Source organism: Melioribacteraceae bacterium, assembly GCA_030584085.1.
In the GTDB taxonomy this organism is placed as follows: domain Bacteria; phylum Bacteroidota; class Ignavibacteria; order Ignavibacteriales; family Melioribacteraceae; genus SURF-28.
In genome coordinates this window covers 2,383,343-2,408,211 of record CP129490.1, presented here as the reverse complement: position 1 = coordinate 2,408,211, position 24,869 = coordinate 2,383,343, and the positions used below count along the sequence as shown (strand labels likewise).

The window sequence follows — 24,869 nt, the reverse complement described above, 5'->3', positions numbered from 1 at the left end:
TGATGAAAAAAATTATAATTGCATTACTTCTTGTCTATACAATTTTTGCACAAGAATCATTAGATAGAATAATTGCCGTTGTTAATAATGAAATCATTCTTCAATCAGAATTAAATCTTCAAGTAGCTTATGTTGCGGCACAAAGAAATATTGATCCGAAGAATCCCGAATTGCAAAATACAATTCTAACAAAAATGATTGAAGAAAAATTGCTATATGCACAAGCAGAGCTAGATTCTATCACAGTTTCAGATGAGGAAGTAAATAACCAATTGCAAAATCAGCTTAACTTCTTCATTTCACAATATGGTTCGCAAGAAAGAATGGAACAAGCATACGGAATGAGTATCGAAAAAATTCGCCGTGAATTGCGTGATGAAGTTCGAAAGAATATGATGAGTAATATGGTTCAACAAAAACATTTCGGGCAATTAGACGCTACTCGTCGCGAAGTACAAGAATTTTATGAAACATATCAAGATTCTTTAGGATTGATTCCAGAAAGATTTGAACTTTCGCATATTTTTATTAATCCTCAACAAGGCGAGAGACTAAAAACTAAAGCGAAAGAGTTTGCACAAAGTTTACTTGATTCGATTAAATCCGGAGCTGATTTTGCTTCGCTTGCAAAAAAATATTCTGATGATCCGGGTAGTGCAGCTCGAGGTGGGGAACTGGGATTTGTGAAACGTGGAGTCTTCTTCCCTCAATTTGAAGCTGCTGCTTTCCAGCTTGCCGAAGGCGAGATTTCAGGTGTGGTTGAATCTCCGGTTGGATATCATATTATCGAAATGCTGGAGAGAAGAGGTGAGTCAATACAAACTAGACATATTTTGATCAAAGTAAGCAGTGATGATGAATCCGATCTTGATGCTATAGAAACATTAAATGAAATTCGTGATAGTTTAATGCAAGGACACAAAAGCTTTGATTACTTTGCCAGAAAATATAGCGATGACACCGAAACCGCAAAGTTGGGCGGCAGTCTGGGCAAATTTGAAGTTTCACAATTGGATAAAACTCTTCGTGATCGTGTTTATGGAATGGCTATCGGTGAAATTAGTTTTCCCAAAAGATTAGAGCTGGATAATAAAACTTATGGATATCACATTATAAAAGTTAATAATAGAGTTCCCGAACATCGTCCAACTTTTGAAGGTGACTATGATGAAATTAAACGCTTAGCAATTTATCATAAACGTCAGAAGCAATACACTAAATGGATAGAAGAATTAAAAGAAAAAATTTATTGGGAACTTAGAATATAGATTGGGGGAGAGTTGACACAATTTACGGATTCAAAAGATGTTGAGTTGGTTGGAAAATTAAATCAATCAATTGAATCGATTAGAAAAGAAATAAAGAAAGTTATTGTTGGTCAAGATGAAATTGTTGACAGCTTATTAGTCGCATTTCTTGCACAAGGTCATTGTCTATTAGTAGGTGTTCCGGGTTTAGCAAAAACTTTATTGATACGAACTCTTGCTGACGTGCTGAATCTTAATTTTAATAGAATACAATTCACACCTGATCTAATGCCCGGAGACATAACCGGTACGGAAATAATTGATGAAGATAAAACAACCCATCAAAGAAATTTTCGATTTATCAAAGGTCCTATTTTTGCGAATATAATTCTTGCCGATGAAATAAATAGAACTCCGCCAAAAACTCAAGCCGCACTTTTGGAGGCTATGCAAGAACATCGTGTTACTGCTGCTGGTCATTCATATACAGTAGAAGAACCATTTTTTGTATTAGCAACTCAAAACCCGATTGAACAAGAGGGAACGTATCCGTTACCGGAAGCTCAATTGGATCGTTTTATGTTCAATCTTTGGCTCAACTATCCTTCATTTAACGAAGAGTTAGAGATTATAAAAAATACAACTAGCAGTTATCAACCCAATTTGAACAAAGTAATTGACGCAACCGAAATAATTAAATATCAACAATTAATACGGCGTGTACCGGTTGCTGACAATGTTATTGAGTTTGCGGTTAAATGTGTTAGTGAAACAAGAGTTAACAGCACAACAAAAGATTATGTAAAGCAATGGGTTAATTGGGGCGCGGGTCCAAGAGCTTCACAATATTTAATACTTGCCGCAAAAACAAAAGCTGTAATGAATGGTAGATTCACACCAAATATTTCTGACGTAAAAGAATCGATGATTCCGGTATTGCGCCATAGAATTATACCCAACTTTAATGCAGAAGCCGAAGGAATTACTTCGGTAGAAATTATAAACCGTATCCTCCAAGATCAAAAGGATTAATAGATACATGAATTATAGATTTGCCGTAGTATTTCTCCTTCTAGTTTTTTTATTTGCGTGTTCTGATGGTGAATTAGAAAAGGAGAATTTATCGCTCGAAGAGAAAATTACTTATAATGAATTTGGTTTAATTGCCGATTCATTAATCGAAATCAGAGAACGAGTAAAGAAAAATCAAACATTGACGGATATCCTATTACCTCACAAAGTTAGCTATCAACAAATTCACAATATTGCTCAAGTATCCAAAGATGTTTTTGACATTCGTAAAATACAAAGCGGCAAAGATTACATTCTGTATATTGAACCGGATTCTGTAAACAGAGTCAAGTATTTTGTTTACCAAGAAACACCTCTAAAGTATTATGTGTTTGATTTGAGTGATTCTATCAACGTTATTTCGGGTGAAAAAGAAGTTGAGATAAGGGAGACTCGAATTGCCGGTACTATTCACAATTCATTATATCAAACATTAGCTGAATTAAAAGTTAGTCCATTGCTAGCTCTGAAGCTTTCAGAGGTTTTTGCTTGGCAGATAGATTTTTATGGAATCCAAGCCGGTGATAGTTTTAAAATTATTTATGAAGAAAAGTTGCTGGATGGTGAATTCATGACGGTTGGAAGGATTCAAGCTGCCGTTTTTAATCATCGCGGTAAGGATTATTATGGATTTTACTTCGAAGAAGGGGAAGTACCGGATTACTTTGATGAAGAGGGAAATAGTTTACGGAAAGCATTCTTAAAAGCACCACTTAAATTTGGTAGAATAAGTTCTAGATTCAGCAATAGCCGACTTCATCCGGTTTTAAGAATTTACCGCCCGCATCATGGAATTGATTACGCTGCTCCGACCGGAACTCCAATACAAGCTATTGGCGACGGTGTTGTAGTGGAAAAAGGATATCAAAGAGGTAACGGCAATTGGTTAAAGATAAAGCATAATGGAACTTACTCAACGGCTTATTTACATCTTTCTAAGTTTGGGAAAGGAATAAATAAAGGTGTAACTGTTAGACAAGGTCAAATTATAGGTTATGTTGGAAGCACCGGTTTATCAACTGGTCCTCATTTGGATTTTAGATTTTATGTAAACGGAAAACCTGTAAATTTTCTAACTCAAGAATTTCCACCTTCTAAACCTGTTGACAAAGAATTACATGAACAGTATTGGACTTTTATGTCAGACCTTAAACTAAAACTTGATAGTCTTAATGTTGAACAAGATCAAATTCTTGCTTCCGGTGAAATTGAAGAGACTAAAACTGTTTTATAAGGTTTCTATTTTTTATTAGTTTCAACTTAATTGCGACATTAAAAAACCCGACTTTTCCAAAAAGTCGGGTTTTTAGTTTGCGTTAAATTTCAATCCAAATCGTCTATTTAAAAGCTTTCTTCAAAACTTCCTCTTGTGACTTTGTATGCATTTTTAATGAACCGGGAGCAGGACTAGGACTTTCCGGTTTACCCACGTATTCAATCTTATTTTTCGATCCCATAATATCCAAGAACTTCGGAAATAAGAAATTCCAAGCGCCCATATTGCGCGGTTCTTCTTGAACCCACTTTATCTTTTTAACTTTTTGATAAGATTTTATTATGGATTTAATCTGATCAAGATCGAGAGGATAGTATTGTTCAATCCTTACAATTGCGGAGTTCATTTTTTGTTCGGCTTCCTGATATTTAACAAGATCGTAATAAATTTTGCCGCTGGTAAAAATTAAATTTGTAATTGAGGATTTATCCGAAACACGATCATCATCAATAATTGTTTTGAATTCGCCATCGGTAAATTCTTTAACCTCGGAACGGGCGGCAGGTAAACGCAGTAAGCTCTTCGGAGTCATTACAATCAATGGTTTCTCCTGTCCGTCGGTCATCTGTCTTCTCAACAAATGAAAATACTGTGCCGGAGTTGTTGGATTAGCAACATACATATTGTTTTCAGCACAAAGAATCAGAAACCGTTCCAACCTTGCGCTTGAATGTTCGGGACCTTGACCTTCTTGTCCATGCGGTAATAATAAAACTAAATTATTTGGCAGATTCCATTTTGTATAAGAACAGCAAATAAAATTATCAATTATCACTTGAGCGCCGTTTGCAAAATCTCCAAACTGTGCTTCCCATAATACTAAAGTTTTAGGATCGGCTGCACTATAACCGAACTCAAAACCTAATACGGCTGCTTCGGAAAGGAAGCTATCTAACGGTTCAAGAAATGCTTGTTCTGCTCTAATTGAATTGTGAGGAATAATTTCACTTCCGTCATTCATATCAGTTAGAATTAAATGCCGTTGGCTAAAGGTTCCGCGGGCACTGTCTTGACCGCTTAACCTAACCGGAATTCCTTCAATTAATAAAGAACCAAACGCCAATGCTTCGGCAAATGCCCAGTCAATTCTTGTACTTCCAGTAAAAAATTCTTTTCGCTTCTCAATTTGTTTTTTCAACTTTGGATTCAGCGTAAAATTATCGGAAAATTTTGTAAGTCCTTTTACTACTTCATTTAGTTTATCAATACTAACCTTTGAAGTTTGGGATTCATGCTTTTTTTCATACTCTTCTTTTGAAATCGCCCAAGGTCTATCAGGTCTAAATGAAATTTTTGTTTTCTTCGATTCTTTAAGTGATTTATCAAGTTTATCAAAAATTTCAGAATCAAACTTGTCTATTTCTTTTTGAGTATAAATTTTCTCACTAATTAATTTATTAGCATAGATCTGCTTAACGGAAGGATGACTTTTTATTTTCTTGTACATGAGTGGTTGAGTATAGACCGGATCATCACCTTCGTTATGTCCATGTCTTCTATAGCCGAATAAATCAATCACAACATCTTTATTAAATTTTTGGCGATATTGGAATGCTAATTCAGTTACCCAAACAGAAGCTTCGGGATCATCACCGTTGACATGGAAGATTGGAGCTTGTACCATTTTGGCAACGTCGGTTGCATAAGGTGAAGAACGAGCATCTTCGGGAGAGGTTGTAAATCCAATTTGGTTATTAATTATTATATGAATTGTACCGCCGGTCCTATAACCTTTTAGTTGAGATAAATTTAATGTTTCGGCAACTACTCCTTGCCCGGCAAATGCCGCATCACCATGAATCAAAACCGGAATAATTTTATCGCGTGAGGTATCTTCAGATCTTTGTTGTTTTGCTCTAACAACACCCTCTACAACCGGATTTACCCATTCAAGATGACTTGGATTTGATGCAATCGAAACATTTATTTTTTTACCGTTATAAGTTTCGTATTCTCCGTTTGCTCCCAAGTGATATTTGACATCACCGGTTCCTTGTGGTACATCGGGATTTAAATCTTCTTCAAATTCAGAAAATATTTTGCTATAATCTTTACCTAAAACATTAGATAGAACATTTAATCTACCTCTATGGGCCATACCAAGAAATACTTCTTCTACTCCATTATCTGCCGCAACACCTAATAATCTATCCATAACGGGAATTAGAGTTTCCGAGCCTTCAAGCGAAAATCTTTTGTGACCCACAAAACGAGTATGCAGAAAATGTTCAAAACCCTCGGCAATAATTAATTTATCCATAATACGTTTTTTAATATCGGTTTCGTAATGTGGAAGATTTCTTACCGGTTCCATTTTACTTTGCAGCCAAGCTTTTTCACTTGGATTTTGAATATGCATGTACTCAATACCAATCATCTCACAATATGTTTGATGAAGTGCTTCCAATATTTCGCGAAGTGTACCGGTTGCCATACCGGCAAGATTCCCGGTGATAAACTTTCTATCATAATCCCAAATTGTAAATCCATAAGTTGAGGGGTCTAACTCCTCATGGTATGCAGCAGTTTTAGATAGCGGATTCAGATTTGCAATTAGATGTCCACGTACACGATACATATTTATTAACTGAAGAATAATCGCTTGTTTTTCAATTTCTTCATTGCCGGAAACCACACCGATTTGAGTTGAAGTTGTATCGGTTCTCCAGTTTACAGGACGCTGAGGTATTTCCAAATCTTCAAAAAGACTCTCGTAAAAATTATTCTGCCCAAGTAAAAGCTCATCAAAATATTTTAAGAATTCACCCGATTCAGCTCCTTGAATTACTCTATGATCATAAGTGCTTGTTACATTCATTACTTTGCCGATTCCCAAACTTGCCAAGGCTGTTTGATGCATCGCTTTGAATTCGGAAGGATAATCAATTGCGCCGACCGCAAGTATACAACCTTGTCCCGTCATTAACCTTGGTGTGGAGGAAACTGTTCCTATTCCACCTGGGTTTGTTAAAGTAATAGTAGAATTTTGAAAATCCTTGGGCTCAATTTTGCCGGATTTTGCTTTGCCGATTAAGTCATCATATGCATCACAAAATTGTTTAAAATTCATTCTACCGGCTTTTTTAATATTCGGGACAATAAGTGAACGAGTTCCGTCTTTTCGTTCTATATCAACCGCCAATCCTAAATTGATATATGGTTTTTTGACGAGATGTGGCTGGTTATCGAGTACCGCAAAAGAATTGTTCATGTTCGGCATTTTCTTAACAGCTTGAACAAGTGCATAAGCAACTATATGAGTAAAGGATAATTTTCTACCATGTAATCTTTTTAAGTGCTGGTTAATTATTCTTCTATTCTCTTCCAATAGTTTAACCGAAATTGTTCGCAATGATGTTGCAGTCGGGATTGTTAAACTATTATTCATGTTCTCAATAATTTTCGCACCGACACCCGTTATACTTTGAGGTTCGTCTTCCTCGGATATTTCAAAAGAAGGGGAAAGTTGAAGTGAAGCAGATTTGTTTTTGCTCCCTTTTGATTCGGTTTTTGTTTGTTCGTTTTTACTTTGCGAACCACTTGTCAAATCGTCAAAATAGTTTTGCCAATATTCAGAAACCGAATTTGAATTTTCAAAATACTTTTCAAGTAGGTCGGCAACAAAACCGTAATTGTATCCGAAATGATTAAATAATTCTTGATGATACTTACTAACTTCTTTTTCGCCCATTTTCTTATATTATCTCGATTGTTTATAGTTTTTTTCAACAATTAAAAAAGGATATAATGTTCTATACAAAATTAGACACACTTTAGTTCAAATTAAAGAAAAATCGAAAATTATTGAATATTCATGGCAAATTAATGGCTGTTTTAACTCAAGAATACAAAACAGCAAACAAGATAAAATATCTTATTTTAAAAAGGCGTAAAAATATGAAAAATTTTGAGTTTGTAAATCCAACAAAGATTTTGTTTGGGAAGGGAATGATTGAAAAAATCGGAAGCGAAATAGCATCCAATAATATTAAGAAAGTTTTATTACACTATGGCAAATCATCTATTTTCAAGAATGGAGTTTATCAACAAGTCACTGATTCATTAAACAAAAATGGGATTGAATGGATTGAACTCGGGGGAGTTAAACCAAATCCTGTACTAACAAAAGTGCAAAAAGGAATTGATCTTTGTAAGAATGAAAAACTTGAAGCTGTTTTAGCAGTAGGAGGTGGAAGTGTTATTGACAGTGCTAAAGCAATTGCTGCCGGAGTTCTTTTTGATGGCAATATTTGGGATGCATTTGAAGGAAAAAAGAAAGCTACAAGAGGGATTCCGATTTTTACCGTTTTAACTCTTTCAGCGACTGCCTCAGAAATGAATGCATTCGCAGTAATTACCAAAGAAGATGAAAAAAAGAAATGGGCTTTCTCTGCAGGGTACGATTCCTTCCCAAGAGTAACCGTAATTGATCCAACAGTACAAATGACTTTGCCGGTTGAACAAACAATTAACGGTGCAGTCGATACAATGTCGCATGTGTTTGAACTTTATTTTGACGGAACAAAAAACACAGACATACAAGATGAAATTGCTGAAGGAATACTACGGACTACCATGAAACATGTTAGAATACTTTTGGCTAATCCTGATAATTATGAATCACGTGCAAATCTTGCATGGTCTGCAACTCTTGCATTAAATGGAATTAATGGTGCAGGAAGAAGTTGGGGTGATTGGTCAACGCATACCCTTGAACATTCTTTAAGTGCGTTTTATGATATAGCACACGGAGCTGGGCTGTCGATAATGTTTCCTGCTTGGATGAAATATGTATATAAAAATGATATTCTAAAATTTGCTAAACTAGGAAGAAATGTTTTTGATCTTGACGGGGATGAGGCGAATGTCGCATTGCGAACAATAGATAAAGTAAAAGAGTTCTTTGATGAAATTGGTACACCAACATCATTAAAACAAATTAATGTTACTGAAAAAGATTTGGACAAACTTACCGATAATGCATCACTGCGTGCACCAATAGGAAATCTTGTGAAGTTGTACAGAGATGATATTAAGAGAATATATGAACTCGCTTTGATTTAGTTTGTCAATTCTGTGAGATGTAGTTATTGATCTGTTTTTCTTTTTGAGTTCATTAAAAGTTTTACAAAATGTATTTTGATTTCATAAAAATTCGTTGTAAAAGAAAATATTTATCTGTACTTTCGCACCAATTATTAATCTCAAAAAAATGAAGGATATAAAATGGCTGAGTGCCCTGTATGTGCAGCGGATATTCAACTGCCTGAAGATACAGTTAAAGGTGAATTGATTGAGTGTCCTGACTGTGGAACTGAATTAGAAGTAACAAGTGTTAATCCATTCACACTTGCCGAAGCTCCAAGTGAAGAAGAAGATTGGGGCGAGTAATTGATTAAGGTATTGGATTCAACATTACGAGAGGGTGAACAAACGCCCGGTGTTTATTTTGATCGTCACATCAAACTTGCAATTGCTCGTCTATTGGATGAAATCGGTATAGACATTATTGAAACCGGTCATCCGACAGTAACCGAAGATATCCGCTCAGCAGTTCACAACATTGCCCATTCGAAATTGAATGCCATAGTTGCTGCACACTCAAGATCAGTTAAATCAGATATAGATCAAGCTCTTGATTGTGGAGTGAGTTTTATTGGAATTTTTTATTGTGTTAGTGATGAAAGATTATCGACAGTATTCAAAAAAGATTTGGATGCGGCGATCCAACAAATCACCGATGTGATTAAATATGCCAAAAGTGTTAAACCGGATTTATTAATAAGATATACTCCGGAAGATACAGTTCGTTCTCAATTTGAAAACGTTATTAAGGTTGCTGTTGCAGCGGTTAAAGCAGGTGCAGATATTATTAGTATTGCCGATACAACCGGTTATATGATTCCCGGTTCCGATCACAACATGTACGATTATGTAAGAAAGTTGAAGAATGGTTTAACAAATGAAAATCTTGACCCGATGATAGCTGTGCATTGCCACAATGATAGAGGTTTGGCATTAGCAAACGCGATGGACGGTATTCGCGGCGGTGCAAATATAGTTGATGCTTCGGTATTGGGTCTTGGAGAAAGAGCCGGTATTGTTGATCTCGCGCAGTTATTAACTTTACTTGCAGCAGATTTTAAAATTGACAAATGGAATCTGAAATTATTACCCGAACTGTATGACTTAGTTAGCAAGCACGCCAATCTACCAATACCTTTAAACTTCCCCGTAATTGGTCAGAATGCGTTCACACATTGTGCCGGAGTTCATACACATGCTGCCGCTATCAATCCAATGCACTATGAAAGTCTAAATCCAGAATTAGTTGGAAGAGAACGGAAGTTCGCATTAGATCACATGTCGGGAATGGCTTCTCTAAATTATGCTCTACAAGTTATTAATTATGATAACATTGAAGATGAATTGAAAAAAGAAGTACTAAAAGAAATAAAGACAATCGGCCAAAAGGGAAGAATGGTCGAACTTTCCGAATTACCTCATATAGTAGAAGTTTGTAAGCATCATAAGCAATTCGCTTCTTGATGCTGTTTAATCCATAAATTAATTACAGCAAAAGAGAGAAAACAATGAAAGTAGGTTTTTTACATTCGTTAATTCGTAAAGATGAAAAGTTTTTGATTGAAGAATTCAATAAAAGAAAAAATGTTGAGCTGGTAATGATAGATGATCGACAATTGTCGTTTAATATTGGTGTTGACCAGTTTGATTTGGATGTGGTGATTGAACGAAGTATTAATCACTCTCGCGCACTGCACTCAATCGTACTTTACGAAAGTGCCGGAGTTAAATGTGTTAACAATTCGCATGTTGCAACTATATGCGGTGATAAACTTTTAACTTCCGTTGAGTTGGGAAAACAAAAAATTCCTCAACCAGAAGTTCGTGTTGCTTTTACAGAAGAATCTGCTTTGGAAACAATTGAAGAAATGGGCTATCCGGTTGTTCTAAAACCGGCTGTTGGTTCTTGGGGGAGGTTACTTTCAAAAGTAAATGATAGAGACGCAGCAGAATCAATACTTGAACATAAAACAGTTTTGGGAACATACCATCATTCAATTTTTTATATTCAAAAGTATGTTGAGAAATCCGGACGTGATATTAGAAGTTTTGTTGTTGGTGATGAATGCATCGGATCAATCTATAGAACATCACCACATTGGATTACAAACACAGCAAGAGGTGCTGTTGCAACTAATTGTCCGGTTACAAATGACATTGCGGAAATATCGGTTAAAGCAGCGCATGCAGTTGGCGGTGGTGTTGTTGCTATTGATCTTTTTGAATCAAAAGATGGATTAATGGTAAACGAAGTTAACTATACAATGGAATTCAAAAATAGCATAACAACTACCGGGGTAAATATTCCCGCAAAGATAGTTGACTATGTCTTAAAAGTTGGAGCAAATTAAAATGCAGAAACTAAGTGTATCGGTTGTTGGAGGTTCCGGTTATGCCGGTGGCGATTTAATAAGGTTACTTCTTTTTCATCCGAAAGTTGAAATCAAACAGGTAACTTCCGAAAGTTATCTAGGTAAGTTCATTTACAAAGCTCATCCGAATCTTAGAAAAGTAACTGACTTAAAATTCAGCAGTATGAATGAACTGGAAAAATGCGATTTACTTTTTCTCTGTCTTCCTCACGGAAGTGCGCAAAAAAATATTGATAATTTTTTAAAGATTGCCGATCGCATTATTGATCTTAGTGCTGACTTTAGATTAAATGACAAAAATGAATATGAGAAATGGTATCATCATAAACATGCTCGACCGGAACTATTAAAGGATTTTGTTTATGGAATTCCTGAACTTCATCGTGAAGAAATGAAATCCGCTAAATATATTTCCTCTGCCGGTTGCAATGCAACTACAACTATTTTACCATTATATCCTTTCTTTAAAAAAGATTTAGTTGATTTAGATCGAACAGTTATCGAAGTAAAAGTTGGATCAAGTGAAGGAGGTAACAAATCATCCGATGCTTCACATCATCCGGAAAGAGCAGGAGCTGTTAGATCATACCAACCAACAGGACATAGACACAGTGCGGAAATTATACAAGAATTGAGTTTTAGCGGAAAGAAAATTAGTGTTCACTTTTCTGCTACTTCGATTGATATGGTGCGCGGTGTTCTAGCAACATCTCATCTATTTCTGAAAGAAAATCTAGAAGAAAAAGATATCTGGAAATTATACCGTGAGTTTTATAGTAACGAACCTTTCATAAGAATTGTTAAAGAGAATGAAGGTAACTATAGATACCCGGAACCAAAACTATTGATCGGAACAAATTATTGTGATATCGGCTTTAAGAAAGATGAAAACTCCAATCGTGTTGTGGTTATCAGTGCAATTGATAATTTGATGAAAGGTGCGGCTGGACAAGCTTTACAAGCTTTCAATTTAATGAACGGTTTTGATGAAACAACGGGACTAGAATTTCCGGGTCTTCATCCAATTTAATACTCAGTGGACCTTTGCGTTCTCTGTGGTGAAAGATTCACCACAAAGGTCACAAAGAAACACAGAGAAGAATATGTGTAGATTATTATTTATAAAATCTAAAGATCAGTTTTCAATCCCCGAATACCTTGATAAATTTGCTGTGATTTGCAAAAACAGCAAAGAATTTCAAGGACATGGTTGGGGATTAGCATATTTAAAAAATAATGAATGGAATCATTACAAAAATATAAATCCAATTTGGGAGAATGATTTTTCAAAATTTAATATCACAAATAGACTAGTAGTACATGCAAGAAGTGCTTTCCGTGATCAAGATATAACCATAGAAAACAATATGCCGTTTTACAATAATGATACAATCTTCATTTTTAACGGTGAACTTAATGGTGTAAAGTTAAAAGTCGAAGGAAGAATTGGTGCTGAGAAAATATTTAATTTTATTAATCGCTTTGATCGAGGAAATAAACTTGAAGCTCTTCAAAAGGGTACAACAATTATAAAGCAAAGAACAAGTTACATTCGCGCAATGAATATTATCTTTACTGATAAAAATAGCGTTGTTGTTTCATCGCAATTCAATGAGGATGAAGAATACTTTACAATGAGTTATAAGCAAAATAAAAGTGAACTTATTATTTGTTCAGATCCTTTAGATGATCATGAGTGGTTAACAATTCCGAATAATACAATTATGGAGTTTAATGAATGATACTTATTAAAATCGGTGGCGGACAGTCTATTAATGTTAAGGGTATTATTGATGATATCTCAACAATGAAAGATGAGCAGTTTATAATTATCCATGGAGCGAATGCTTATAGAGATCAACTTGCAGCAAAATTAAATTATGAAAAAAAAATAATTACTTCAGTTTCGGGTTATGCAAGTGTTTTTAGTGATGATGATGCAATTGATATTCAACTAATGGCTTATGCCGGGGTTATGAACAAAAGAATTGTTGAATTAGCTCAACAAGCCGGAATAAATGCTGTTGGGTTAACAGGCTTGGATGGCAGATTGGTGCAAGGTAAAAGAAACACCGGAATAAGAGTAAGAGAAAATAATAAACTCAAAGTCATTCGTGATAATTCAGGCAAGCCTCAAGCAATTAATAGTGATTTTATTAATTTACTTTTACAAAATAAGTATCTCCCAGTTGTTACTGTGCCGATTGCTGATGAAGAAGGCAAAGCTATCAATTCGGAAAACGATGATATTTTGGCAGTATTTCAATCGACACTAAAAGCGGAAAGAATAATCCAATTTATTGAAGCTCCGGGATTCTTAGAGGATGTAAATGATGAAAGTTCATTAATTTTGAATATGACGAAAGAAGAACTTCGTCAAAAAGAAGAACAAGTTGATGGCAGAATTAAACGAAAGTTGCACGCATTAAATAAATTATTCGAAACTTCCGATGCAACTGTTATAATTGCTGATGGAAGAACCGAGCATCCGTTAAAAGATGCAATTGAAAATAAAGGGACAGTAATAAAATGATTGACTACAAAGAATTACAAAGTAAATATGAATTTGATGTCTTCCCAAAACGCGATGTAGTTTTAGTAAAGGGAAAAGAAGCAACATTATGGGACGACAAAGGAAACGAATACATCGATTGTGCTGCCGGTATTGGAGTTGCCAGCATCGGACATGCAAATCCGTATCTTGTCAAAGCACTGACTGAACAAGCATCTACTTTGGTCACTTGTCCTGGCACATTTTATAACGATACTAAAGCAAAATTTTTAGAAAAACTAATTTCAATTGCGCCAAAGAATTTTACAAAAGCATATTTGTGCAACTCGGGTGCTGAAGCAATGGAATCTGCAATTAAGTTTACAAGATATTCAACTAAAAAAACCGATTTCATTGCCACAATGAAAGGTTTCCACGGAAGAACTCTCGGTGCATTAAGTGCTACTTTTAAAAAAGAATATCGGGAAGATTTCGAACCGTTAGTTCCGGGATTTTCTTTCGTACCTTTTAATAATTTTGAAAAATTAGCCGAAGCAGTTACAGAGAAGACGGCAGGAGTAATAATTGAAGTTATTCAAGGTGAAGGCGGAATAAATATTGCTGATAAAAATTTTCTTCAATCGACACAAAAACTTTGTAACGAAAAGGGAATCAAACTAATAATTGATGAAATCCAAACAGGTTTCTGCAGAACCGGGAAGATGTTTGCTCATGAACATTTTGATATTCAGCCTGACATGGTTTGTCTTGCAAAAGCAATCGCCGGTGGTTTTCCGGTCGGTGCTGTATTATGCAATGATTTATTAGAAGTTCCCGCGGGCAAACACGGAACAACTTACGGCGGAAATCCATTAGCTTGCGCAGCCGGATTAGCGTCTATTAATTTTATGCTAGATAATAAATTGGACGAAAGAGCAGCCGAGCTTGGAGAGTACTTTATTTCAAAACTTGATATCAATAATCTTTCCAAAATTCGAGAAGTAAGACATATGGGATTGATGATTGGAATTGAACTAAAAGAAAAATCAAAACCATATTTAGAAGAACTTATGAAAAGGGGAATACTTGCTTTACCTGCTGGTACAACCGTAATTCGAATGCTTCCTCCTTTAGTTATTACAAAGGAGCAATTGGACAAAGTAGCCGAAAATTTGAACGAAATTTTAGCTTAACTTTCGAATTATTTTTCAATTTTACGCACATCATCATCAATTTCCGTGAATAATCATCAAATTGACATTCGCCCTATTTTGTAATAATTTTGATGAATTCAAAACGAATTGATAACCTATGATTTTACAATATCTTCCAATCATTTTAGTACTAGTTGTAGCCGCAGTATTTGCTGCCGCAATAATTTTTTCATCTTCGCTGTTTGGGCCACAAAGACCAACAAAAATTAAAATGATGCCTTATGAAAGTGGTAAAGATCCAATTGGTTCAACAAACGAGAGAGTCTCGATAAAATACTATCTCGTTGCAATGATGTTCATAATATTTGATATAGAAGTTATCTATTTGTATCCATGGGGAGTTGAATTTCGTAATCTATACAATGAGTTTGGAATCTTTGCATTCTGGCCAATGATGGTTTTTCTAATTGTTCTTGAACTTGGATTCCTTTACATATACAAGAAAGGTGCTTTAAAGTGGGATTAGAATCAAAGCTCACCTCTGATGGTTATTTAACCACGAAATTAGATGCAGTAATTGCTTGGGCAAGAAAAGGTTCACTCTGGCCGATGCCGATGGGAATTTCTTGCTGTGCGATTGAAATGATGTCGGCAGTCGACCCTAAATATGATATGTCCCGTTTCGGGTCTGAAGTTATGAGATTTACTCCTCGGCAATGTGATCTAATAATTGTAGCCGGAACTGTTACTTACAAAATGGCTCATGTTGTCAGAAGAATTTATGATCAAATGCCTGATCCAAAATGGGTAATTGCAATGGGAGCTTGTACTTCTTCCGGAGGAATGTATAGATCATACCCGGTTGTTCAAGGAATTGATCAGTTTTTACCTGTTGATGTTTACACTGCCGGCTGTCCGCCCAGACCCGAAAATTTAATAAACGCTTTGATGGAGCTTCAAAAGAAAATTGACGGTACACGAGCAAGAGATTTTCAAGATAAGAAATTAGTTGATTTATCAATAAGTAATAACTAACCGGCTAAAATGGAATTCAAAGAATTAATCGTATCCAAAGTAAAAGAAAAATTTGGGTCGGATATTGTAGATATAACTGATTTCCGAAATGATCTTTGTATAGAGATTCATCCCGCAAGAATTGTTGAACTTTCGAATTTCTTAAAAGATGATCCCGAATTAGATTTTGCAATGTGTGTTGATGTTACTGCAATTGATTGGGCTAAAAGAAAAAATAGATTTACTGCGGTTTATCATCTTTATTCACTAAGTAAAAATTTTAATATAAGGTTAAAAGCAACTATCGAAGATGCAAAAAATCCATCAATTGATTCTGTAGTTTCGGTTTGGGAAAGTGCAAATTGGTATGAAAGAGAAACCTGGGATATGTATGGAATTCATTTTAATAATCATCCTGATTTACGCAGAATGTACATGCCCGAAACATTTGAATATCATCCGTTAAGAAAAGAATTTCCTGTTATGGGAATACCCGGTTCACTTCCACTTCCAAATAAAAACGAAGACTAATGAATAAACAAATCGATATAACGAATGATGAGAAATTGTTGAATAAACTTTTAGAGTCAGATCCTGATTTAACAATTGAAGATGCACTTGAAAACGAAATGATTATTAACATGGGTCCGCAGCATCCCGCAACTCATGGTGTTTTAAGATTATTACTTCGACTTGACGGTGAAACAGTTGTTAAATGCGTGCCGGAACTCGGTTATCTTCATAGAGGATATGAAAAGATGGCCGAGAATATGAATTATTATGACTACATCCCTCACACCGACAGACTTGATTACACAGCAAATCTTTGCAACAACGTTGCATACGTGCTTGCGGTTGAAAAACTTGCCGGAATAGAAGTCCCCGAAAGAGCTACTTATATTCGAATGATAATTAATGAGCTCGGAAGAATAATGGGACATCTAGTTGCTGTTGGAACATTCGCGCTTGATGTCGGAGCAATTACAGCATTTATGTGGACTTTCAGAGAAAGAGAATACATACAAAATATATTTGACTTACTTATTGGCGCCAGATTCACAACTAGTTATACACGTTTCGGAGGCGTTGCTTCGGATGCAAGTGATGAGGCGTTAAGAATGATTAAGAATTTCCTAGATAGATTCAAAGATGCATTCGACGAATTTGAACGATTACTTAATACAAACAGAATTTTTGTTGAACGTCTTGACGGTATAGGTTTATTGCCTAAAGACAGAGCAATCTCTTTGGGAATTACCGGACCGAACTTAAGAGGTTCCGGGGTTGAGTATGATATCCGCCGCGCTAAACCATATATGTTCTACGATCAGACGGACTTTAAAGTACCGGTTTACAATGAAGGCGATTGTTTAGCTAGATATTTTGTTCGTGTTGATGAAGTAAAAGAATCCGTAAAAATTATTTACCAATGTTTGGATAAGATTAAACCGGGGAAATTTTTAGCAAACGATCCTAAAAAAGTTCTACCGCACAAAGATGAAATTTATACAAAGATGGAAGAGCTAATTCATGATTTCATGTTGGTAAATTTTGGAATTAATCCTCCGGTCGGCGATACATATTTCTCGGTTGAAAATCCAAAAGGGGAGCTCGGTTTCTACTTTGTTAGCAACGGAAGCGGGCATCCTTGGAAATTAAAAATTCGATCACCAAGTTTTTGTAACATACAAGCATTACCATTAATGTGTGAAGGTCAAATGATTTCCGATGTTGTTGCAATCATTGGTAGTATTGATCCTGTAATGGGAGAAGCGGATAAGTAAAACAAATTCTAAACACTAATTTCTAAATTCTAAAAAGAATTGAAATGTCATTTAATTTTACAGACGAAAGTCTAAAGAAAATAGAAGAAAGCAGAAAGAAATATCCAACCGCCTTAGCCGCTGTAATGGATACACTCTGGATTGCGCAAGAACAAAATGGTTATATCAGCACTGAAGTTATGCAGGAAATTGCAAATGTACTAGGCATAGATAATGTATCGGTCTTGAGTGCTGCAACATTTTACACAATGTATCATAAAAAACCCATGGGCAAACATCACATACAAGTCTGTACAAATGTATCTTGTATGCTGCGCGGTGGTTATGAAATTTGGAAGCAAATTAAAGAAAAGTACGGCATTGATAATCTTGGTGTTACTGAAGACGGTCTTGTTTCAATTGAGGAAGTTGAATGTATGGGCGCTTGTGGTTATGCTCCTATGATAGCAATCAACGAAGATTATTTTGAAAATTTAACGAAAGATAAAGTTGAAGAAATTTTGGATACACTCAAGTAATGGAAAAAGTTAAAATAGTTCTCCCCGGAATAGAAAATTTACATGTGTTAGATACCTACCTTTCTAACGGTGGATTTAATTCCGCAAAGAAAGCTTTCAGTTTAACTCCGGATGAAATTATTGACGAAGTTAAGAAATCAGGATTAAGAGGCAGAGGCGGTGCTGCGTTTTCTACCGGACTCAAGTGGAGTTTCATGCCAAAAACTACAGATAAACCTAAATATCTCTGCGTTAATGGCGATGAATCAGAACCGGGTTCGTTTAAAGATAGAGAAGTATTCGAAAAGAATCCTCATCAGCTTATCGAAGGTATTTTGATTGCTTGTTATGCAATCGGTGCAAAGACAGCTTATATATATATTCGCGGTGAATACCATAAATGGATTAAGTTAATGCAAAAAGCATTAGATGACGCCTATGCTAAGGGTTACGTTGGCGAACAAATGAAACAAACTTTCGGAACTGATTTTTATTGTGATATTCATATTCACAAAGGTGCAGGTGCATATATCTGCGGTGAAGAATCTTCGTTGATGAATTCCATTGAAGGTAAAAGAGGATATCCAAGAATTAAACCTCCATTCCCTGCACAAAATGGTTTGTGGGGAAATCCAACTACAATTAATAATGTTGAAACAATCGCAAACGTTCCAAAAATAATAGAAAATGGTTGGGAATGGTTTGCTAATATCGGTGCCCCAAAACATCCGGGTACAATTTTAATCGGTATCAGTGGTCATGTTAATAAACCGGGAGTTTACGAACTTCCGACCGGAGTTTTATTAACCGAACTAATTTATGATATAGCCGGTGGAGTTCCGGGAAACAAAAAAATTAAAATGGTTATACCCGGTGGTTCATCTATGCCTCCATTAAGAGGTGATCAAATTGAAGGTGTTCGTATGGATGCGGAATCTCTTAAAGAAGCCGGTTCTGCGATTGGAACGGCAGGTGTTATGGTAATGGATGAAGATACTGATATTCTCAAAGTTTTAGCCAGAATTACAAAATTTTATTATCATGAAAGTTGCGGACAGTGCACACCCTGCCGCGAAGGCACAGGTTGGATGTTAAAGACTTTAAACAGAATGATAGAGGGCAATGCTACTTCAAAAGATTTAGACTTACTGATTGATGTAGCAAACAATATCGAGGGTAATACGATCTGTGCATTAGGTGATGCTGCAGCATGGCCTGTTAAATTTACAATCCAACGATTCAGGAAAGAACTTGAAGAATATGTTAAACCGGAAGTTGATTTACCTATCCATAACAAAGTTCATTCTATGCGGGGGACAAAAGTTCCGTTGGATAAAATTAAAAGATAAATACCTCTAATAGAATTCAGTATTAACCGAAAACTTTTCAAGTAATCACTCTTTTTATTATCTAATCTCATCGCAATCAATACCAAATACTTTTTTTTCAAAAGTCTTCATATCCAAATAATATGGAATAATTATTAGTGAAATTTAAAGGGGATGTGTGTATTTTGAAATAACCAGCACTGATAACTATCCAAAATATTACGAAATCAGTTCTGTGTATTATTTAACTATGTGAGTCACCTGCCGTAGGTCTATTAAAAACATTTGTAGGGGGTAAGGTAATTATATGAAAAGCAGAATAACGAAGAGATACATTCTCTTATTTTAAATTTGTTAGAAGAAGGGTAATATTAAGAAAGTGGCAAATATTTTGAGGCTTATGCGCGAAGAATTTCCGTATGATACTGCGACGTATCTTCTATTAGGTATCGCTTTAATTCGTGATGAAAAATACGATAAAAGCAAAAGAGTCGTCCAAAATGCATTGAATAAGTTTTCAAACGATTGGTAGCTTCATTAATTAATGGGACAAGCATTAAGAAATCTTAACAGACTAGCCGAAGTCGAAAAGCATTACTGACTCTACCCGGAAAACCCGTCCGTAAGATTGGATTTTTTATCAAAGAAAAGAAAGTTAAATATTCGTAAATAATTTTTATGCAAGGAAATAATATGAAGAAAGACTTTATTGCGCATGTAAAACAAAATGAAGATGGAAGCTGGAAAGAACCACATTATCTAAATGATCACCTTAAAGATGTTGCAAATCTTGCCGGTAAGTTTGCTGAGGAATTCAAGAATAGAGATTGGGCCGAATTGGCGGGCTATCTTCATGATCTTGGTAAGTATAATCCTGATTGGCAAAAATATTTATTTAGAAATTCAGGTTATCCTGATCCTGATGCTCATATTGAAAATTTAGGCACCAGACCAAATCATAGTACTGCTGGATCAGTTTACATTTTTGAGAAATTCAAAAAATCTAAAATGGCTAATGCTTTAGCTTATGCAATTGGCGGCCATCATTCCGGTTTGCCGGATTGGACTCCACAGCTTTATCAAAGATTGTTTGATGAAAATGGAAATCTAATAATTGATGATTTGGAAAAGATAAAACCTATTAAAGAAGCAAAACCGTTTCTTGAATCACCAATTCCGACTTCAATTCCTGCCAACTACAAATGTGGAAACAGTAAAGAAGCAATAGAACAAAATCATCTTTGGATCAGAATGCTTTTCTCTTGCCTTGTTGATGCTGATTTTCTAGATACAGAAAAATATATGGAAGAGAAGGTGCGCGGGGATTATTTACCAATTTCAGAACTTCAGAAAAAACTTGATGATTATTTATATTCGAAACAATCAGAATCCGAACTCAATAAAAAAAGAAATAAAATTTTGAAACAATGTATTGATAAAGCAAAGTTAGAGCCAGGTTTCTTTTCTTTAACAGTCCCTACTGGTGGCGGAAAAACTTTATCTTCAATGGCTTTTGCACTTAAGCACGCAATAAAACACGATAAGAAAAGAGTAATAGTAGCAATTCCATACACAAGTATAATTGAACAGACATCAAAAGTATTTAAATACGGAAGTGATATAGATGAAGAAATAGAAAAATTTAAATCAGAAGGTAAATTTCTTTTTGGAGAAGATCAGGTAGTTGAACACCACAGCAATCTGGATCCCGAAGATGAAAATCATAATAATCGACTAGCAAAAGAAAATTGGGACGCACCAATTATTGTAACTACAAACGTGCAGCTTTTTGAATCATTATTTGCAAACAGAACCTCGGCATGCAGAAAATTACACAACATTGCAAACAGCATAATTATTCTTGATGAAGCACAAATGATTCCAACAGATTATTTAAAACCAATTATAAGTGTGTTAAATGGATTAGTTAAATTTTTCGGTGTAACTGTCTTACTGATGTCTGCGACTCAACCGGCGCTCAAAGGAAAAATTGGAAGTGATACTTCAGTAATTGACGGACTTGAAAAAGTAACCGAAATAATTGATGACCCAGACTCTCTTGCCTTAGAATTTAAAAGAGTAAAAGTAGAGATCCCCAAAGACCTAACCGAGCGACAAAGCTATGAAGAAATTGCAGAACAATTAAAGTCTTATCATCGAGTACTCTGCATTGTAAATAGAAAAGATGATTGCAGGCAGATTCATAAGCAAATGCCAGAAGGAACTATTCATCTTTCAGGGTATATGTGCGGTGAGGAAAGAAGTGAAGTTATTTCCGATATAAAAAGTAAATTAAAAAATAATGAGTCGATTCGCGTAATTAGCACACAAATTGTTGAAGCCGGAGTTGATATTGATTTTCCGGTTGTTTACCGAGCATTATCAGGACTTGATTCCATTGCGCAGGCTGCCGGAAGATGCAACAGAGAAAATAAAATAAAAGATGGCGGTAAAGTAACTGTCTTTAATCCACCTAAGCCATCGCCGGTAGGATTTTTAAGAAAAGCAGAAGACGCAGGAAAAGCGGTTATAAGAAATAAAACAAATTTAGAATTAATACCAAGCATTTATTCGGAATATTATAAATACCTTTATTCAAATCTAATTACTTTCGATAAAGCTGACTTTCAACATTATATTTTAAATGATACTTCTGATTTTCATTTCTCATTCAAAACCTTTGCTCAAAAATTCAATATGATTGATTCAACAAAGCAATACAGTATAATTGTTTGGTATGAAAGCAAGAAATCAAAAATAGATAGTCGAGATTTAATAAAGCAATTAAGATACAATCCAACAAAAGAATTATTAAGAAAACTCCAGCGATACGTCGTGAATGTCCCGATATACATTTTTAATAACATTAAAAATGCTAATTACGTTGAAGATATAAATGGTTATTGGGTACAGTGTGATGAGAATTTGTATAAACCAGGTTTGGGATTATTAGGTAATGAATCTGATTGGATTATTGGTGATGGAGTTGTATGAAAATCATTAATTGACAAAGATAATTACAAAATACAAAGGAGGAAATATGTATGAACAATCTTAACCACAAACCATTTTGTTTGGAGGTTTGGGGAGATTATGCTTGTTTCACACGACCTGAAATGAAAGTAGAACGAGTGAGTTACGATGTACCCACACCTTCTGCAGTCCGAGCTGTTTTCGAATCCATTTTTTGGAAACCCGCAATCCGGTGGCATCCAACAAAAATTGAAATTATTAATCCCATTAAATGGATGTCAGTAAGAAGAAACGAAGTAGGTACAATTGCTTCAAATAAAACCGGAATAATAATCGAAGAAAACCGACAGCAACGCGCCGGATATTTTCTTCGGGATGTTAAATATAGATTTTATGCTGTGCTTGAATTTATTCCGATAGCTGAAAGGAAAAATAATCAGCATACAAATTTACCGGAATTTCTTTGGGATCCGGATGAAAGAGAATTTATGCTTGAAGAAATTAAAAATTGGGAAGAACAAAAAGATGTTTACCGTAAAGATGAAAATCCCGGAAAATATCTTGCAATCTTTGAACGCCGGGCTTCTAAAGGACAATGCTTTAACCAACCGTATCTGGGGACAAGAGAATTTAGCTGCAATTTCAAATTGATTAAAGATTTTGAAACTAATCCGGCAATTACAATAGATGAAACCCGCAATCTCGGATTTATGCTTTACGATATGGATTTTTCCGATTTAGAAGATCCAAAGCCAATGTTCTTTCCGGCAAGAATTGAAAACGGTGTCGTCAATATTCCACACTATACAAGTGAGGAGATAAGAAAATGATACTACAAGCTTTGTATGATTATTATCAGAGGAAAGCTGCTGATCCCGGCAGTCATATTGCACCAGAAGGATGGGAGTGGAAAGAAATCCCTTATGTAATATTAATTAATGAAGATGGTGCTTTTATTAGTATTGAAGATACGCGTGAAGGCGAAGGAAGACTTAAAAGATCAAAAAAATTTCTCGTCCCTCAATCTGTAAATAGAACTGTTGGGAAAAAATCAAATTTACTGTGGGATAATATTGAATATGCGCTTGGAGCAAATCCAAGAAATCGTGAGGACATCAATGAAAGGTTTAATTTATTTATTGAAAGAATAAAAAAAGAAATAGAGCCCGAAAACATCCATTCGATAAATTCTTTGTTAAAATATCTTGAAAATGATCCGGTTGAGAAAATTGAAAATTCAGGGTACACCGAATTATGGCAAAAAATGCTTGATGAAAATCCATTCATTGTATTTAGAATAGATGGAGCATTAAATAACTGCATTTGTGATGACTTAAGGGGAAAATTAAAACGGTCAGTGCAGAATGAAGGGAACGAAATTTGTCTGATAACAGGTGAAACAAAAACAAAAGTTGCCCGCCTTCACCAAAAAATTAAAGGTGTCCGTGGTGGGCAGACACAAGGAGGTGCTCTAATTTCTTTTAATTTGCCAGCCTTCAACTCTTATGGAAAAAAGCAAAATTATAATTCACCCATTAGTGAGAGTGGTTCATTTGCTTATACAACAGCCTTAAATCTCTTGCTTGGCAAGGATTCAAAAAATAAAATTTCTATTGCAGATACTACAATACTTTTTTGGACGGAAAAGAAAACAGAGGAAGTGAATCCTGAAGAAATGTTTTCCTTTCTTGTTGCACAAAAACCGGATGAAGATAATCCCGATAAAGGTGTACAAGTAATTGAATCATTTATTAATTCTGTATTTACAGGTAAACTTTCATCAGAAAAAACCAATCATTTTTATGTTTTGGGACTTGCCCCCAACGCCGCACGAATATCTGTCCGTTTTTGGAAAGCCCCATCTGTTGAAGATTTCGGAAAAAATATAAAAAAACATTTCGATGATTTTGAAATAGTTCATGGACCGAAAGATCATAAATATCTTTCTCTCTATCAGATATTATCCTCAACCGCCCTTTCCTATAAAATGGATAACGTTCCGCCAAATCTTGCCGGTGCTGTTATTGAGAGCATTATTGATGGTACACCTTACCCTAGAACTTTAATGCAGCAATGTGTTCGAAGAATAAGAGCTGAACAAACTGTTAACCGCACCAGAGCTGCAATTCTTAAAGCATACTTAAATAGGTTTAATAAAATTCATAATAAGAATGAAAAGGAGATTAAAATGGGACTCGATCCAAACAACACCAATGCTGCTTATCGCATTGGGAGACTTTTTGCGGTATTGGAAAAAATTCAGGAAGAAGCTAATCCAGGAATTAATGCGACTATTAGGGATAGATATTATGGTGCTGCCTCAAGTAGCCCAATTACTGTTTTCCCACGTTTATTGGGTTTAAAAAACTCGCACCTAAAAAAACTGAACGCCGGAAGAAAAATATATTTTGAAAAGATGATCGGGGATGTGGTTACTGAAATATCATCTTTTCCCACTAACCTTGCACTTAATGATCAAGCTCATTTTGCAGTTGGCTATTATCACCAAAGACAAGAGTTTTTTACAAGGAAATCAGAGAAAGAAGTTTTGGAAAATGAAACAAACAAAAATTGATG

General features: G+C 35.2%; 22 protein-coding genes. 21 read left to right on the top strand and 1 reads right to left on the bottom strand.

Going from position 1 to position 24,869, the window contains the following annotated elements:
- Positions 1-2: 2 nt before the first annotated feature.
- The 3 genes from QY331_10975 to QY331_10965 are packed head-to-tail and all read left to right on the top strand — an operon-like array spanning position 3 to position 3,552.
- Positions 3-1,268 (top strand): peptidylprolyl isomerase, encoded by a 1,266-nt coding sequence (locus QY331_10975; protein WKZ68475.1) that lies wholly within the window; start codon positions 3-5, stop codon positions 1,266-1,268.
- A 12-nt stretch (positions 1,269-1,280) separates the two neighbouring features.
- Positions 1,281-2,279: a MoxR family ATPase gene (locus QY331_10970; GenBank protein ID WKZ68474.1), complete on the top strand. Its 999-nt coding sequence runs from the start codon at positions 1,281-1,283 to the stop codon at positions 2,277-2,279.
- 7 nt (positions 2,280-2,286) lie between these two features.
- The gene (locus tag QY331_10965) at positions 2,287-3,552 is read left to right on the top strand and encodes a peptidoglycan DD-metalloendopeptidase family protein (GenBank protein ID WKZ68473.1); all 1,266 of its coding nucleotides are present in this window, start codon (positions 2,287-2,289) and stop codon (positions 3,550-3,552) included.
- A gap of 103 nt (positions 3,553-3,655) precedes the next feature.
- Here the strand turns inward: QY331_10965 and QY331_10960 are convergent, their stop codons facing one another.
- Entirely contained in the window at positions 3,656-7,285 is a 3,630-nt protein-coding gene (locus QY331_10960) for a multifunctional oxoglutarate decarboxylase/oxoglutarate dehydrogenase thiamine pyrophosphate-binding subunit/dihydrolipoyllysine-residue succinyltransferase subunit (protein WKZ68472.1), read from the bottom strand.
- A 134-nt stretch (positions 7,286-7,419) separates the two neighbouring features.
- Here QY331_10960 and QY331_10955 point away from each other — a divergent pair, with 134 nt between their 5' ends.
- The 18 genes from QY331_10955 (at position 7,420) to cas8c (ending at position 24,867) form a co-directional block, all read left to right on the top strand.
- Positions 7,420-8,658: an iron-containing alcohol dehydrogenase gene (locus tag QY331_10955; protein ID WKZ68471.1), complete on the top strand. Its 1,239-nt coding sequence runs from the start codon at positions 7,420-7,422 to the stop codon at positions 8,656-8,658.
- A 162-nt stretch (positions 8,659-8,820) separates the two neighbouring features.
- Positions 8,821-8,985, top strand: a complete 165-nt coding sequence (lysW, locus tag QY331_10950) for a lysine biosynthesis protein LysW (GenBank protein WKZ68470.1) — start codon at positions 8,821-8,823, stop codon at positions 8,983-8,985.
- Entirely contained in the window at positions 8,986-10,143 is a 1,158-nt protein-coding gene (locus QY331_10945; protein ID WKZ68469.1) for a 2-isopropylmalate synthase, read from the top strand.
- A 44-nt stretch (positions 10,144-10,187) separates the two neighbouring features.
- On the top strand, positions 10,188-11,030 hold the full coding sequence (gene lysX / locus QY331_10940; GenBank protein ID WKZ68468.1) for a lysine biosynthesis protein LysX: 843 nt from the start codon (positions 10,188-10,190) through the stop codon (positions 11,028-11,030).
- Between the two features lies 1 nt (position 11,031).
- Positions 11,032-12,081, top strand: coding sequence for an N-acetyl-gamma-glutamyl-phosphate reductase (gene argC / locus QY331_10935; GenBank protein ID WKZ68467.1), 1,050 nt, complete (start codon positions 11,032-11,034; stop codon positions 12,079-12,081).
- A 73-nt stretch (positions 12,082-12,154) separates the two neighbouring features.
- Positions 12,155-12,793 carry a hypothetical protein gene (locus QY331_10930; protein ID WKZ68466.1) on the top strand — a complete coding sequence of 213 codons (639 nt, stop codon included), beginning with the start codon at positions 12,155-12,157 and terminating at the stop codon, positions 12,791-12,793.
- Positions 12,790-13,584 carry a [LysW]-aminoadipate kinase gene (locus QY331_10925; protein ID WKZ68465.1) on the top strand — a complete coding sequence of 265 codons (795 nt, stop codon included), beginning with the start codon at positions 12,790-12,792 and terminating at the stop codon, positions 13,582-13,584. The genes QY331_10930 and QY331_10925 overlap by 4 nt, the downstream gene beginning before the upstream one ends.
- Positions 13,581-14,735, top strand: coding sequence for an acetylornithine/succinylornithine family transaminase (locus QY331_10920; GenBank protein ID WKZ68464.1), 1,155 nt, complete (start codon positions 13,581-13,583; stop codon positions 14,733-14,735). Before QY331_10925 ends, QY331_10920 begins: the two co-directional genes overlap by 4 nt.
- Before the next feature lie 118 nt (positions 14,736-14,853).
- Entirely contained in the window at positions 14,854-15,222 is a 369-nt protein-coding gene (locus QY331_10915) for an NADH-quinone oxidoreductase subunit A (GenBank protein ID WKZ68463.1), read from the top strand.
- The gene (gene nuoB, locus QY331_10910) at positions 15,213-15,731 is read left to right on the top strand and encodes an NADH-quinone oxidoreductase subunit NuoB (protein ID WKZ68462.1); all 519 of its coding nucleotides are present in this window, start codon (positions 15,213-15,215) and stop codon (positions 15,729-15,731) included. The genes QY331_10915 and nuoB overlap by 10 nt, the downstream gene beginning before the upstream one ends.
- Before the next feature lie 9 nt (positions 15,732-15,740).
- The gene (locus QY331_10905) at positions 15,741-16,241 is read left to right on the top strand and encodes an NADH-quinone oxidoreductase subunit C (GenBank protein WKZ68461.1); all 501 of its coding nucleotides are present in this window, start codon (positions 15,741-15,743) and stop codon (positions 16,239-16,241) included.
- Positions 16,241-17,494: an NADH dehydrogenase (quinone) subunit D gene (gene nuoD, locus QY331_10900; GenBank protein ID WKZ68460.1), complete on the top strand. Its 1,254-nt coding sequence runs from the start codon at positions 16,241-16,243 to the stop codon at positions 17,492-17,494. The genes QY331_10905 and nuoD overlap by 1 nt, the downstream gene beginning before the upstream one ends.
- A gap of 44 nt (positions 17,495-17,538) precedes the next feature.
- Positions 17,539-18,012, top strand: a complete 474-nt coding sequence (locus QY331_10895; protein WKZ68459.1) for an NAD(P)H-dependent oxidoreductase subunit E — start codon at positions 17,539-17,541, stop codon at positions 18,010-18,012.
- Positions 18,012-19,340: an NADH-quinone oxidoreductase subunit NuoF gene (nuoF, locus tag QY331_10890; protein WKZ68458.1), complete on the top strand. Its 1,329-nt coding sequence runs from the start codon at positions 18,012-18,014 to the stop codon at positions 19,338-19,340. Before QY331_10895 ends, nuoF begins: the two co-directional genes overlap by 1 nt.
- Before the next feature lie 379 nt (positions 19,341-19,719).
- Entirely contained in the window at positions 19,720-19,851 is a 132-nt protein-coding gene (locus QY331_10885) for a hypothetical protein (protein WKZ68457.1), read from the top strand.
- 161 nt (positions 19,852-20,012) lie between these two features.
- A complete protein-coding gene (gene cas3 / locus QY331_10880) occupies positions 20,013-22,313 on the top strand; it encodes a CRISPR-associated helicase Cas3' (protein ID WKZ68456.1) in 2,301 nt (766 codons plus the stop codon).
- 50 nt (positions 22,314-22,363) lie between these two features.
- Complete coding sequence (gene cas5c, locus QY331_10875) at positions 22,364-23,122, top strand: type I-C CRISPR-associated protein Cas5c (protein ID WKZ68455.1); 759 nt, start codon at positions 22,364-22,366, stop codon at positions 23,120-23,122.
- Positions 23,119-24,867, top strand: coding sequence for a type I-C CRISPR-associated protein Cas8c/Csd1 (cas8c, locus tag QY331_10870; GenBank protein ID WKZ68454.1), 1,749 nt, complete (start codon positions 23,119-23,121; stop codon positions 24,865-24,867). Before cas5c ends, cas8c begins: the two co-directional genes overlap by 4 nt.
- Positions 24,868-24,869 lie beyond the last annotated feature (2 nt).